General features: G+C 64.2%; 12 protein-coding genes and 1 other RNA gene. 7 read left to right on the top strand and 6 right to left on the bottom strand.

What is annotated here, in order from left to right:
* Nucleotides 1–13: 13 nt before the first annotated feature.
* From NCR39_RS07840 to trxA, 6 genes are all read right to left on the bottom strand, one after another.
* Nucleotides 14–1,366 carry an MATE family efflux transporter gene (locus NCR39_RS07840; protein ID WP_250451764.1) on the bottom strand — a complete coding sequence of 451 codons (1,353 nt, stop codon included), beginning with the start codon at nucleotides 1,364–1,366 and terminating at the stop codon, nucleotides 14–16.
* Nucleotides 1,367–1,410: 44 nt separating this feature from the next.
* Nucleotides 1,411–3,174, bottom strand: coding sequence for an ArnT family glycosyltransferase (locus NCR39_RS07835; RefSeq protein WP_250451691.1), 1,764 nt, complete (start codon nucleotides 3,172–3,174; stop codon nucleotides 1,411–1,413).
* Between the two features lie 208 nt (nucleotides 3,175–3,382).
* Nucleotides 3,383–3,637 (bottom strand): type B 50S ribosomal protein L31, encoded by a 255-nt coding sequence (locus NCR39_RS07830; protein WP_040050153.1) that lies wholly within the window; start codon nucleotides 3,635–3,637, stop codon nucleotides 3,383–3,385.
* A gap of 128 nt (nucleotides 3,638–3,765) precedes the next feature.
* On the bottom strand, nucleotides 3,766–4,602 hold the full coding sequence (locus tag NCR39_RS07825; RefSeq protein ID WP_250451690.1) for a M90 family metallopeptidase: 837 nt from the start codon (nucleotides 4,600–4,602) through the stop codon (nucleotides 3,766–3,768).
* Nucleotides 4,603–4,718: 116 nt separating this feature from the next.
* On the bottom strand, nucleotides 4,719–5,984 hold the full coding sequence (gene rho, locus NCR39_RS07820) for a transcription termination factor Rho (protein WP_040050151.1): 1,266 nt from the start codon (nucleotides 5,982–5,984) through the stop codon (nucleotides 4,719–4,721).
* 239 nt (nucleotides 5,985–6,223) lie between these two features.
* Nucleotides 6,224–6,550 (bottom strand): thioredoxin TrxA, encoded by a 327-nt coding sequence (trxA, locus tag NCR39_RS07815; protein WP_008349330.1) that lies wholly within the window; start codon nucleotides 6,548–6,550, stop codon nucleotides 6,224–6,226.
* A gap of 311 nt (nucleotides 6,551–6,861) precedes the next feature.
* Between trxA and ffs the strand changes: the two genes are divergently transcribed.
* From ffs to NCR39_RS07780, 7 genes are all read left to right on the top strand, one after another.
* Nucleotides 6,862–6,960: signal recognition particle sRNA small type (gene ffs, locus NCR39_RS07810), an RNA gene on the top strand.
* A 190-nt stretch (nucleotides 6,961–7,150) separates the two neighbouring features.
* Nucleotides 7,151–9,487 (top strand): DNA polymerase III subunit gamma/tau, encoded by a 2,337-nt coding sequence (gene dnaX / locus NCR39_RS07805; RefSeq protein ID WP_250451689.1) that lies wholly within the window; start codon nucleotides 7,151–7,153, stop codon nucleotides 9,485–9,487.
* A gap of 75 nt (nucleotides 9,488–9,562) precedes the next feature.
* A complete protein-coding gene (locus NCR39_RS07800; RefSeq protein ID WP_014191628.1) occupies nucleotides 9,563–9,889 on the top strand; it encodes a YbaB/EbfC family nucleoid-associated protein in 327 nt (108 codons plus the stop codon).
* Between the two features lie 38 nt (nucleotides 9,890–9,927).
* A complete protein-coding gene (gene recR, locus NCR39_RS07795) occupies nucleotides 9,928–10,524 on the top strand; it encodes a recombination mediator RecR (protein ID WP_250451688.1) in 597 nt (198 codons plus the stop codon).
* Nucleotides 10,525–10,544: 20 nt separating this feature from the next.
* Nucleotides 10,545–10,757: a DUF1653 domain-containing protein gene (locus NCR39_RS07790; protein WP_250451687.1), complete on the top strand. Its 213-nt coding sequence runs from the start codon at nucleotides 10,545–10,547 to the stop codon at nucleotides 10,755–10,757.
* Between the two features lie 88 nt (nucleotides 10,758–10,845).
* The gene (locus NCR39_RS07785) at nucleotides 10,846–12,051 is read left to right on the top strand and encodes a CaiB/BaiF CoA transferase family protein (RefSeq protein WP_250451686.1); all 1,206 of its coding nucleotides are present in this window, start codon (nucleotides 10,846–10,848) and stop codon (nucleotides 12,049–12,051) included.
* Nucleotides 12,052–12,122: 71 nt separating this feature from the next.
* Nucleotides 12,123–13,160: an ABC transporter substrate-binding protein gene (locus NCR39_RS07780; protein ID WP_250451685.1), complete on the top strand. Its 1,038-nt coding sequence runs from the start codon at nucleotides 12,123–12,125 to the stop codon at nucleotides 13,158–13,160.

Here is a 13,160-nt window from a genome sequence, read left to right as displayed (position 1 = left end):
TCGCCTCGCGCGGTCAGGCCGTGCCGAGATGACGCGCGCTGACGCGCCGCCAGTAGAGCAAAAGGCCGACGCCCGCGACGCCGAGACTCAGCGAATTGGCGATCCAGAAGCCGCGCGCGCCCTGCAACGACGCCGGAACCGCGCCGCCGACATCGAAGCCGAGCAGATAGCCGCCGCCGAGCCCGATGCCCCACAGCGCGACGGCATAGATGGCGGTCGGCACGATGGTCACCTTGTACGCGCGCAGGACGAACGCGGTGGTGATCTGCAGCGCGTCGCAGAGGTGATAGAAGAAGATGATGAGCACGAGCGGCATCGCGGCGGCGATGACGTTCGGATCGGGCGTATACGCGGCGATCACGTGCGGGCGCGCGGCCAGCAGCACCACGCCGTAGACGAAGGCCAGCACGCACGCCATGCCGATGCCGTGGCGCGAGATCGACGCGGCGTCGCCGAAACGCTGTGCGCCGAGCGCTTGCGACACCAGCGTCGACGATGCAATGCCGATGGAAAGCGGCGTCATGTAGAGCACCGCGCCGAGGTTGCCCGCGATCTGATGGCCCGCGAGCGTCGTCGTGCCGAAACGCGAGATGAAGAGCGCCATGAACGTGTACGACGTCACTTCGATCAGATACGAGAGGCCCATCGGAATGCCGAGCCGTAAGAGCGCGACTTGCCGCCTGAACGCGGGCCACGTGAAGCGCGCGAAGATGCCGAACGGGCGAAAGAATTCGAACTTGACGAGCACCGCCATGCCGACGACGGCGAGCGCCCAGTTGATCAGCGTGCTCGCGAGCGCGCAGCCGGGACCGCCGAGCGCCGGCACGCCGAAGCCGCCGAAAATGAACCAGGTGTTGAGCGGAAACTTGAGCATCAGGCTGCCGACCTGCAGAAACATCACGAGGCGCGGCTTGCCGACGGCGTTCGTCAGCGAGCTATAGACGCGGAACACGAGGCTCGCGGGCAGGCCGAACGACAGAATGCGCAGATAGTCGACCGTGCGGTCGTGCAGCGCGGGCGGCGCCTTCGCGAGACTCAGAAGCGGTTCGGGAAAATAGAGCAGCACGAAGCCGATGACGGTCAACGCCGCGGCGAGCCACAACGCCTGGCGCGTCTCCTCGCCGATCTCGCTCTCGCGGCCCGCGCCGAAGAGCTGCCCGGCGATCGGCTGCAACGCGACGAGAATGCCCGTCAACCCGATGTACACGGAGATATACACCGACGAGCCCAAGCCGAGCGCGGCGAGATCGGTGGCGGAGAAACGGCCGACCATCGCGGTATCGATCACGCCGAACGCGATAACCGCGAGCTGGCCGATCAGCACCGGCCACGCGAGCGACGCGATTCTGCGCACGTCGCTCCACATGCCGGTCGTGCCGCTGCGAAGAGGAGATATCGTGGTCATGTCCTTTACTGCGGCCGGCGCAGACTTCTCGGGCGCACGGGTTTCTTCGCCGGCGGAACCGGGCGCTCGATGCGCACGTACAGGCGGAAGCGCTCGTCGCGATCGGCGACGCGCCGGCCTTCCCAGACGAGCTTCCACTGGTACGCCGATATCGACGACGGATCGCCGTAATCCGCGCGATCCTGACGCAGGATCACGTCGCAATCCTCGTCGAACGCAAACTGCATGCCGCCGAAATACGCGAAAGTGGCGATCTGCGCATCGCCGAGACGCACGGGCGAAATGCAGTTGTAGTCCGGCGGCAGGTGCGCGGCGATCTGCTCCGCGACATCGCGATACGTCCGGCTGTAGTTGACCACCGGCAGCCACAACGTCATGAGCAGCACCCACATCAGCGTGGTGCCGGCGCTCGACAGCACGACGCTGCGCCACAGCACCTTCGGATGACGCGTGAGACGCCAGCGCGCCAGCATGAACCAGCAGACCGTCACCGCCACCGCGCAGATGAACGAGATCAGCTTGAACTCGGGATGGAAGCCGGGCGCGAGGCGCGCGAGATTGCGGGCCATCGGCGCGGGAAAGCCGATCATGCCGGCCGTCCACACGAGCCAGACGAGCGAGCCGATGATCGTGAAGCTCAGCATCGCGAACCAGTCGATTGCGTTGATCGCGCCGCGCTTGAGCGTCGGCAGCGCGAAGGTCGCGAGCACGGAAAGCGGCGGCAGAAGCAGCATGAAGAGCCGGTTCGTTTCGTGCGCCTGAAGCACGACCAGCACGAGCAGCGGCCCGATGATCGACAGCGGAACCGCGACGTGCGGCGAGCGGCGCATGCCGCCCCAGCTCACGAACGCCCAGATCGCGAGCGGCCACGCGGGCCACGTGAAGAGCGGCAGGTTCTTGATCGCGTAGCCGAATTCCAGCGACGGCGGCCCCGTGAACGTGTGGAAGCTGTTGCGCCACCATTGGCGCAACCACCATTCGCCGTCGTCGGGGAAGAAATGCAGCGTCGGCAGCACCCAGGCGGCGATCAGCACGACCGCGACGGGCAAGCCGAAAATCAGCAGCGGCGCGGCGCGCACCTGACGCACGATGACGGTCATCGCGAGCGTGCAGAGCAGGAGCGCGAACACCAGCACCGGCGAACTCGACAGCCCGACGATGCCGATCGCCGTGCCCCACACGAGCGCGCCGTGTACCGGCTTGTCGAGACTGCGCACGAGGCCGTAGATGAGCATCGCGGTGCCGGCGAACTGCGCGAGCTGCGGCGTGGTTTCGTGGCCGCGCTCGGCCAGGCCGAAGCAGGCGAGCAGAATGAGCAGCGCGCCGTCGGCGAGCGTGCGGCCGTAGTCGCGCGGTTCCGGCTCGCCGCCGAACGCGTATTTGAAGGGCTGGGCTTCATCGCGCCGGCCGAGCAGATAGGCCGAATACCACACGAACGCGCACGTGAGACAGAAGAGCAGTCCGGTGATGACGCGCGAGGCGTTGCTGGCATCGACCCACGGACTCAGCACGCGAATGAACGATGCGCCGAGCCAGTACATCAGCGGGCCGTCGCCGGTCGCGGCCTTGCCGAGCAGGTTCGGCAGGAGCCAGTCGCGGGCGTCGCCGTTGGCCATCGTCCACATCACGCCGAAGCCTGCCGCGTCCTCGTTTTTCCAGGGATCGCGTCCGAACAGGCCGAACGACGCATAAGTGATGCAGATGGCGAGCAGCAGCCAGCGCGGCAGGGCGCTGGTGGCGGAGGCGGTCAGACGAACGACAGATCGCATGCGAGAAGGCTTGATGGAAGGACGGGCCGCTGGGACGTGCGACGACGGTGCAGCGGGGCCGGAGCATCCGGCATTGTAGTCGTGTCGGGGTGCAGAGCGCGCGCCGTGAGCCGATTGCGCAACGCCGGGCGAAAGCGCTTGCTTAATAACGCGAAGCGACAAAAAAGGGCAGCCGAAGCTGCCCTTTCTTTGAAACTCGAAGCCCGACTTACTTCTTGGTGGAGAAGCGTGCGAACTTGTTGTTGAACTTCTCGACGCGGCCGGCCGTGTCCATGATCTTCTGCTGGCCGGTGTAGAACGGGTGCGATTCCGACGACACTTCGATCTTCGCGAGCGGGTAGGTCTTGCCGTTGAATTCGGCGGTTTCGCGCGTCTGGATGGTCGAGCGGGTCACGAATCGGAAGTCGTTCGACATGTCGACGAACAGGACTTCGCGGTAATCCGGGTGAATGCCTTCTTTCATGGTCTTTCCTGGTATCTGGCGGTAGCCAACCCGCCGCACCGTTTTCTACGGTGGCCTTCGCGAGTCACTTGCCTAGGGTCGAAAAACGGCGATTATGCCAGAAAATCAGTCGGTTGACACTTTTCCGATCACGCCGACGAAGCAGCCAGCGCGCCGACGCCCGCCGGATCCTGCCGGTAATAACGCGCGAGCAGCCGATACAGCTCCGGGTATTCGGCCTCGAACGCCTCGGGCGTGACGAACAGCGCCTCGCTGCACACCGCGAAAAACTCCGACGGATGATCCGCCGCATAAGGATCGATCAGCGATTCGCGCTCGAAACGGCTCCAGCGCCGCTGCGGCACGCCATCGACGCGGGCGCAGAACTGATCGTAGGCGTTGTCGAACACGTCGGACCACACGGCGTTGTCGAGCGGCGCGTGCCAGCGGCGAAAGAGCGGCGGATGCCCGTCCGCTTCGCCGTTGAGCATGTCGATCTTGTGCGCGAATTCGTGGATGACGACGTTGTACGCGTCGGATGCGTCGGCCATCTGCGTGTCTTCCCACGAGAGCACGACCGGGCCGCCTTCCCACGCTTCGCCGCTCGCATCGTGCTCGATCTCGTGGACGACGCCGGCCTCGTCCTCCACCGTCTTCCTGATGACGAACTCGCCCGGATACACGATCACGCCGACCCAGCCGCTATATAGATCGAGGTCGAGATTGAGCACCGGCAGGCACGCTTGCGCGGCGATGGAGACGATCATCTCGTCGGTCAATTCGAGCCCGTGCGCCGTGGAAAACTCCTTCTGCGCGATGAAAAGGCTCGTCGTCTCGCGCAGGCGCTGGCGATCGGCATCGCTTAGATGGCGATAGAACGGGAAGGCGTCGAGCGTGCGCTGCCAGAGGGCGTCGTCGATTGCGTACTTGCGCAGCGCGCGCTCGCGGCGTTGCGCGCCGAACCAGCGGGTGAAGAGGTTGGCCATCGGTCGGGCGGGTCGGGGAAATAAACCGGATTGTACGAAGGACTCTGCGCGCGAAAGACAAAAAAAACCGCCTGACGATGCAGGCGGCTTTTTCGTGCGTGACGCAGCGGGACGAATCAGCTTCCGCCGCGGCGCATCATGTCGAAGAACTCGGAATTGCTCTTCGTCTGACGGATCTTGTCGAGCAGGAATTCCATGGCTTCGACTTCGTCCATGTCGTGAATGAACTTGCGCAGCACCCAGACCTTTTGCAGCAGATCCGGCTTGATGAGCAGTTCTTCGCGGCGCGTGCCCGACTTGTTCAGGTTGATCGACGGATAAACGCGCTTTTCCGCGAGGCGGCGTTCCAGGTGCACTTCCATGTTGCCGGTGCCCTTGAACTCTTCGTAGATGACGTCGTCCATGCGGCTGCCCGTTTCGATCAGCGCGGTGCCGATGATCGTGAGCGAACCACCTTCCTCGATATTGCGCGCCGCGCCGAAGAAGCGCTTCGGACGCTGCAGCGCGTTGGCATCGACACCGCCCGTCAGCACCTTGCCCGATGCCGGCACGACCGTGTTGTACGCACGCGCGAGACGCGTGATGGAGTCGAGCAGGATCACGACGTCGTGCTTCATTTCGACGAGGCGCTTGGCCTTCTCAATGACCATTTCGGCGACCTGCACGTGACGCGCGGCGGGTTCGTCGAACGTGGAAGCGATCACTTCGCCCTTCACCGAGCGCTGCATTTCCGTGACTTCTTCGGGACGCTCGTCGATGAGCAGCACGAACAGCACGACGTCCGGATGATTCGCCTTCACCGCATGCGCGATGTGCTGCAGCATGACCGTCTTGCCCGACTTCGGCGATGCGACCAGCAAACCGCGCTGGCCCTTGCCGATGGGCGCGATCATGTCGATGATGCGGCCCGTGACGTTCTCTTCGCCGCGCATTTCGCGTTCGAGCGGCAGCGGCTTGTTCGGATGCAGCGGCGTGAGGTTCTCGAACATGATCTTGTGTTTCGAGGCCTCGGGCGGCTGCCCGTTGACTTTGTCGACCTTGACGAGCGCGAAATAACGCTCGCCGTCTTTCGGCGTGCGCACTTCGCCTTCGATCGTGTCGCCGGTATGCAGATTGAAACGGCGGATCTGCGACGGGCTGATATAGATATCGTCCGTACTCGCGAGATACGAAGTCTCGGGCGAGCGCAGGAAACCGAAGCCGTCCGGCAGCACTTCGAGCGTGCCGTCGCCGAAAATCGTGTCGCCCGCCTTGGCGCGCTTTTTAAGAATCGCGAACATCAATTCCTGCTTGCGCAGGCGGTTCGCATTTTCGATCTCGAGGCCATTGGCCATCTCGATCAGTGCAGACACGTGCTGAGACTTGAGCTCGGATAAATGCATACGGATTTCCCGCCAGGGAGAAGAGGTGCAACAGAAAGATTTGGGGAAGAGGTGAGCGGAACCGCTCTAGGACTTAATACTTCTTGAAGTCTTGTAATTCTAGCATAGCACACGCCGCGCGAGCCTCGGAAAGGCCGGGGGCGGGGCTTTTCAGCCGATGTTGTCGCGCGACAACATCGGCGGGTGCGATCGTATCGGGGCCGCCGCGAAGGAGCGAAAGCCGGCGCCGGACGATGCCGTTACAGGTTGCTGTCGAGGAATGCGGTCAGTTGCGACTTCGACAACGCGCCGACCTTTTGCGCGGCGACCGCGCCATTCTTGAACAGGATCAGCGTGGGAATGCCGCGCACGCCGAACTTGACCGGCGTGGATTGATGCTCGTCCACGTTGATCTTCGCGATCTGCAGGCGATCGCCATAATCCTTGGCGACTTCGTCGAGGATCGGGGCAATCATCTTGCACGGACCGCACCACTCGGCCCAGAAGTCGAGAAGGACAGGTTTATCCGACTTGACGACGTCCTGTTCGAAAGAAGCGTCGCTGATGTGCTTGATTGATTCGCTCATTGTCTGAATACCTCAATTGATTCGAGGCCGCGTTGGAATGCTCGCCACGATACACCAAAACTGAAAAGGATTTTCGCTGCACAGGTGCAACTCACTCCGTTCTCCGAACGCCGTGGCGCCTGTCGGCGCAAAGTGCCGGTCACGGATAAGTCATGTGTCATCTTAGCCTACTTTGCTATCCGTTGCCGATGTCCGATAGGTCGATGGCAGCGCGGCCCGACAACACCGATCTGAGGGCGAATCCGCGGTGCGCAAGAGGGCGTTGACTTCGGGCTTCCGGGCCGTGCGCGGGGCGTGATACAATTCGACGTGACGGGCCTCCTCGCATGGTGGCGCGGTCAACCTGGTCAGGTCGGGAACGAAGCAGCCACAGCCGCTTTCCACCAGTGCCGAGGGTCGGGCTCGTCACCTTCCGCTTTTCTGCTGCACGCTTTTCTTCTGTAGTTTCTCCCCCATCTTTATCATTGTCTTCGGCCCGGGCGGCGGCTTCATCGCGCGCGTTTGCGTCTTCGTCATTGCGCCGGAAGAGGGCTTTCCCGACGGCTGCATCGCCCGTCCGAACGGCGTTTGCCCCAAGTCGTTGCTGATACAATTTCGCGCATGACCTATCAAGTTCTCGCACGCAAATGGCGGCCGAAATCGTTCGAGTCGCTCGTCGGCCAGGAGCACGTCGTTCGGGCGCTCACGCACGCGCTCGACGGCGGCCGCCTGCATCACGCGTATCTCTTCACGGGCACGCGCGGCGTCGGCAAGACGACGCTCTCGCGCATCTTCGCGAAGGCGCTCAACTGTGAAACCGGCGTGACGTCGAAGCCGTGCGGCGTGTGCCGCGCGTGCCGGGAAATCGACGAGGGCCGTTTCGTCGATTACGTCGAAATGGATGCGGCGAGCAACCGCGGCGTCGATGAAATGGCCGCCTTGCTGGAGCGCGCGGTCTATGCGCCCGTCGATGCGCGCTTCAAGGTCTATATGATCGACGAAGTTCACATGCTGACGAACCACGCCTTCAACGCCATGCTGAAGACGCTGGAAGAACCGCCGCCGCATGTGAAGTTCATTCTCGCGACCACCGATCCGCAGAAGATTCCGGTCACCGTGCTTTCGCGCTGTCTGCAGTTTAATCTGAAGCAGATGCCGGCGGGACATATCGTTTCGCATCTGGAGAACATTCTTCAGCAGGAGCAGATCACGTTCGAGCCGCAGGCGCTGCGGCTTCTGTCGCGCGCGGCGGACGGCAGCATGCGCGACGCGCTTTCGCTGACCGATCAGGCTATCGCGTATTCGGCGAACGAGGTCACCGAGGAAGCGGTGCGCGGCATGCTCGGCGCGCTCGATCAGAGCTATCTCATTCGCCTGATCGATGCCCTCGCCGCAAGCGATGGCGCAGGCGTGCTCGCCATCGCCGATGAGATGGCGCTGCGCAGTCTGTCGTTTTCGACGGCGCTGCAGGATCTGGCCAGCCTGCTGCATCGAATCGCATGGGCGCAGTTCGCGCCGTCGTCGGTGCTGGACGAGTGGCCGGAAGCCGCGGACATCCGGCGCTTCGCGGAAATGCTTTCCGCCGAGCACGTGCAGTTGTTCTATCAGATCGCGACGGTGGGGCGCGGCGAACTGGGCCTCGCGCCCGACGAATACGCCGGCTTCACGATGACGCTCCTGCGCATGCTGGCGTTCGAGCCGGCGGGCGGGCCGGGCGGCGGCGGTGTCGCCGTGAGCGCGCCGCAAGCGGCGAAGGCGCAGCGCAGCGCCGCGCTCGCCGGGTCCATGGCGGAGCGTGCGGTCGCGCAGGCGCCGGTTTCCACGAAGGCCGCGAATGTTGCGACGGCCGATCGGCCTGAACCTGCGGCTGGCGTGACGCCGTCGCGGGCGGAAGAACCGGCTGCGCCAAGCGCGGTCGCAACGAGCAAGGATGCGCCGCCAGTCGTCGCGACGCGCGCAGTCGAGCCGAGTCAAGCTACGGACGTTCCGCCCGCCGCATCCGCGCCGCTTCCCGCTGCCGCACGACAGGCAGCGGATGACGCCGCGAATCAATCGCAAAACTCACCTGAAGCGCAGCCGGCCAATCCTGCCGCTCCGGCCGGCAGAAGCGGTGCAAGTGCCGCGCTCCAAGTGCTGCGCAGCGCGGGCATGAAGTTATCGTCGGATCGCGGGGCGCGCGCGGGATCGGCGGTTCCGGCCAATGCGCCGGCAGCCGCGAAGCCCGCCGCGCCGAAGCCCGCAGCCAAGCCAGCCGTGCAAGTCCCGGTGCCCACGCCGCGTCGCGATGCGCCCACGCCGCCCGCTGCCGCGTCCCAACCGCAGCCCAAGCCAGCCGCGAAGGTCGTTCCGCCGTGGGAGGACATGCCGCCGGACGACTACCCGCCGGCGTTGTCGGAAGACGAGTACTTCATGCCGCCCGATGACGGCTTCGTGCCCGCGTTCGACAGCGGTCCCGATGACATGCGCTTTAGCGCCAGTCCCGCGCCCAAGGCCGCGCCGAAAATCGATACGCCGCCGCTGCCGCCCGCCATGCCGCTCGATGCCCTCGGCGTCGAAGTCGAATGGGCCGCGATCGCCGTCGAATTGCCGCTGAAAGGCGTCGCTTATCAACTCGCGTTCAATAGCGAACTGACCGCCTGCGACGCGAATTCCGTCACGCTGTCGGTCGCCGTGCAAATGTACGCCGACGCTTCGCACGTCGCGAAGCTCAAGGCGGCGCTTGCCGACAAGCTCGGCCGCGCGATCGAGGTCAAGGTCGACGTCGGCCCGGTGCGCCGCACCGCCGCCGCGCTCGATGCCGTCGAACGCGCGAAACGCCAGCAGGAAGCCGAGCAGGAGATCGAGCGCGATCCGTTCGTGCAGTCGCTGATCCGCGATTTCGGCGCGAGCATCGTCGAAGGTTCGATCAAACCGCTCGCATCGGGCGCGTCCGCACAGCAGGCCCAGCAAGCACAGTAAGAAAAGGCGCGCCGCCGTACGTGGCGGCGCGCTTGTCGCCATCCGCATATCCGCTTTTCAGGAAGGAGCCGAACCATGATGAAGAACCAACTCGCCGGGCTGATGAAACAAGCTCAGCAGATGCAGGAAAACATGAAGAAGATGCAGGACCAGCTCGCGCTGATCGAAGTCGAGGGCCAGTCGGGCGCCGGTCTCGTGAAGGTGACGATGACCTGCAAGAACGACGTGAAGCGTGTGTCGATCGACCCGAGCCTGCTCGCCGACGACAAGGACATGCTCGAAGACCTGGTCGCCGCCGCGTTCAACGACGCCGTGCGCAAGGCCGAAGCCACCACGCAGGAAAAGATGAGCGGCATGACGGCCGGCATGCCGATGCCGCCCGGCTTCAAGCTGCCGTTCTAAATCTGCGCGCCTCCGAGCGGGGCGCGTCATGAGGACACATGAAACAACCTTCCGCCCTGTCGGCGCTCGTGGAAGCGCTGCGCGCGCTGCCCGGCGTCGGCCCCAAGTCGGCGCAGCGCATGGCGTATCACCTGATGCAGCATGACCGCGCGGGCGCCGAGAAGCTCGGCCAGTCGCTCCTGTTCGCGACCGGGCATCTGCGCCACTGCGAGAAGTGCAACACGTTCACCGAGGCGACCATCTGCGAAGTCTGCCTCGACGAAGAGCGCGATCCGGCCTTGCTGTGCGTCGTCGAAACACCCGCCGATCAGATCATGCTGGAGCAGACGCTCACGTATCGCGGGCTCTATTTCGTGCTGATGGGCAGGCTCAGTCCGCTCGACGGAATCGGTCCGAAGGAAATTCACTTCGACCGGCTCATCAACCGCGCGCTCGACGGCATCGTGCAGGAAGTGGTGCTCGCCACCAACTTCACGAACGAAGGCGAAGCCACCGCGCATTACCTCGCGCAGACGCTCAAGTCGAAAGGACTGAAGGTGACGCGGCTCGCGCGCGGCGTGCCGGTGGGCGGCGAACTCGAATACGTCGATGCGGGCACCATCGCGCGCGCGATGATCGATCGCCGTTCCGTATGAATCAGCAGGATCAATCGACCATGACAGAATCCGAAGCACTCGCGCTTGCCACGCATCGGCATTACAAGGGCGGGCTTTATCGCGTGATCGGCGTCGCGCGGCATTCCGAGACCGAAGAAGCAATGACGGTCTATGAACATCTCTGGCCGCATGACCGCGGCCTGTGGGTGCGGCCGGCCGCGATGTTCGACGAGACGCTCGAAGACGGCACGCCACGCTTCAAGCCGCTCTGAAGTCTCAGGAAGCAAGGCCCTCGTGACATAAACAAATCGAACAGGCGGGCCGGTGCTCCAACGCCGGAGCCGACACAAGGAGACGAGAATGACCGCAACGACCGGGCCGCTTGCCGGTGTCAAGGTGCTCGAACTGGGCACGCTCATCGCCGGGCCGTTCGCCGCGCGCTTCATGGGCGAGTTCGGCGCGGATGTCATCAAGATCGAAGATCCGAACGGCGGCGATCCGCTGCGCAAATGGCGCAAGCTGTATCCCGAAGTAGGCGGCACGTCGCTGTGGTGGGCGGTGCAGGCGCGCAACAAGAAATCGGTGACGGTCAATCTCAAGGCGGAAGAGGGCAAGGAGATCGTGCGGCGGCTGGCGAAGGAAGCCGATATCGTCGTCGAGAACTTTCGGCCCGGTCTGCTCGAAAAGCTCGGTCTCGGCTATGAAGTCCTGTCCGCCGAGAACCCCGGCCTCGTGATGGTGCGGCTTTCCGGCTACGGGCAGACCGGGCCGTATCGCGACCGGCCGGGCTTCGGCGCGATCGCCGAATCGATGGGCGGCCTGCGTCATATCACCGGCTATCCGGATCTGCCGCCGCCACGCATCGGCATTTCGATCGGCGATTCCATCGCGGCGCTGCACGGCGTGATCGGCGCGTTGATGGCGCTGCATCATCGGCAAGTGAACGGCGGCAAGGGGCAAGTCGTCGATGTGGCGCTGTACGAAGCCGTCTTCAACATGATGGAGAGCGTGGTTCCGGAATACGGCGTGTACGGCATGGTGCGCGAACGCACGGGCGCGTCGCTGCCGGGCATCGTGCCGTCGAATACGTATCCGTGCCGCGACGGAAGCATCGTGATCGGCGGCAATAGCGATCCCATCTTCAAGCGCCTGATGACCGCGATCGGCCGCGCCGATCTCGCCGACGATCCCGCGCTCGCCTCCAACGATGGCCGCGTGCCGCGCACGCAGGAAATCGACGACGCCATCGCTGCCTGGCTCGCGACGCGCAGCATCGACGAAGCGCTCGCCGTGCTCAACGCCGCCGACGTGCCCGCGGGACGCATCTACAGCGTCGCCGACATGTTCACCGATCCGCAGTACATTGCGCGTCAGATGCTGCAACGCTTTCCGTGGCAGGACGGCCGCGAGATCGCGCTGCCGAACGTCACGCCGAAGCTCTCGGAAACGCCCGGCGAGACGCGCTGGCTCGGTCCGCAACTCGGTGAACATACCGATGAAGTACTTCAAACGCTTGGGTATCATCCTGACGATATCGCGCGGCTGAGAGCGGCCAAGGTCATCTAGGCGCGCGCACGCCGCGCAAACGAAAAAAACATCCGGCAACGAACGTTGCAGGGGATAGGAGACGAACAACGATGAAACGTAGAACGTTCATCGCGAGCAGCGCCGTGCTCGCGGGTGGTGCAATGTCGGGCTTGCCGCTCGCGTTTGCACAAGGCAAGCCGGAACAGACCAAGGTATCGATCGCGGTCGGCGGCAAGAATCTCTTCTATTACCTGCCGCTCACCATCGCGGAGCGGCGCGGATATTTCAAGGACGAAGGGCTCGAGATCGAAATCGCGGATTTCGCGGGCGGCGCGAAGGCGTTGCAGGCGGCGGTCGGCGGCAGCGCGGATGTCGTATCCGGCGCGTTCGAACACACGCTGCTTTTGCAGGCGAAGAACCAGTATTTCCGCGAGTTCGTGCTGCAAGGGCGCGCGCCGCAGATCGTGCTCGCCGTATCGAAGAAGGCGATGCCGAATTACAAGTCCGTCGCGGACCTGAAGGGCAAGAAGATCGGCGTGACGGCGCCGGGCTCGTCGACATCGATCATGGCGAGCTTCGTGCTCGCGAAAGCGGGGCTCAAGGCGAGCGATGTGTCGTTCATCGGCGTGGGCGCGGGAGCGGGCGCGATCGCCGCGATGCAATCCGGCCAGATCGATGCGATGGCCAACCTCGATCCCGTGATGACCAAGCTGGATCGCGCGGGCGATATCCGCATCGTGTCCGACACGCGCACGCTCGCCGATACGAAAACCGTGTTCGGCGGGAACATGCCGGCGGGCTGTCTCTATACCTCGCAGAGTTTCATCAACAAGAATCCGAACACGACGCAGGCGCTCACCAACGCGATGGTCCGCGCGCTGAAGTGGCTGCAGACGGCGTCGGGCAAGGAATTGATCGCGACGGTGCCGGAAGGCTATCTGCTCGGCGATCGCGCGCTGTATCTGGATTCGTGGCAGCACGTGAAGGAAGCCATGTCGCCGGACGGGCTGATGCCGGAAGACGGCCCGGCGACGTCGCTGAAGACGCTGCAGGCGTTCGACGAAACCGTGAAGGGCAAGCCGATCGACGTCTCCAAGACGTGGACCAACGACTTCGTGAAGAAGGCGCTCGCGACCGTCAAGGCGTAA

The organism is Caballeronia sp. ATUFL_M2_KS44, assembly GCF_023630965.1.
Classification (GTDB): domain Bacteria; phylum Pseudomonadota; class Gammaproteobacteria; order Burkholderiales; family Burkholderiaceae; genus Caballeronia; species Caballeronia concitans.
This window is presented reverse-complemented; position numbering and strand designations above follow the sequence as displayed.

Coding starts and splice junctions, on each gene's coding strand:
- NCR39_RS07830 (WP_040050153.1), bottom strand. CDS start 3,637: ATGAAAGAAGGCATTCACCCGGATTACCGCGAAGTCCTGTTCGTCGAC.
- dnaX (WP_250451689.1), top strand. CDS start 7,151: ATGACCTATCAAGTTCTCGCACGCAAATGGCGGCCGAAATCGTTCGAG.
- NCR39_RS07840 (WP_250451764.1), bottom strand. CDS start 1,366: ATGTGGAGCGACGTGCGCAGAATCGCGTCGCTCGCGTGGCCGGTGCTG.
- NCR39_RS07835 (WP_250451691.1), bottom strand. CDS start 3,174: ATGCGATCTGTCGTTCGTCTGACCGCCTCCGCCACCAGCGCCCTGCCG.
- NCR39_RS07800 (WP_014191628.1), top strand. CDS start 9,563: ATGATGAAGAACCAACTCGCCGGGCTGATGAAACAAGCTCAGCAGATG.
- rho (WP_040050151.1), bottom strand. CDS start 5,984: ATGCATTTATCCGAGCTCAAGTCTCAGCACGTGTCTGCACTGATCGAG.
- NCR39_RS07785 (WP_250451686.1), top strand. CDS start 10,846: ATGACCGCAACGACCGGGCCGCTTGCCGGTGTCAAGGTGCTCGAACTG.
- trxA (WP_008349330.1), bottom strand. CDS start 6,550: ATGAGCGAATCAATCAAGCACATCAGCGACGCTTCTTTCGAACAGGAC.
- NCR39_RS07825 (WP_250451690.1), bottom strand. CDS start 4,602: ATGGCCAACCTCTTCACCCGCTGGTTCGGCGCGCAACGCCGCGAGCGC.
- NCR39_RS07790 (WP_250451687.1), top strand. CDS start 10,545: ATGACAGAATCCGAAGCACTCGCGCTTGCCACGCATCGGCATTACAAG.
- NCR39_RS07780 (WP_250451685.1), top strand. CDS start 12,123: ATGAAACGTAGAACGTTCATCGCGAGCAGCGCCGTGCTCGCGGGTGGT.
- recR (WP_250451688.1), top strand. CDS start 9,928: ATGAAACAACCTTCCGCCCTGTCGGCGCTCGTGGAAGCGCTGCGCGCG.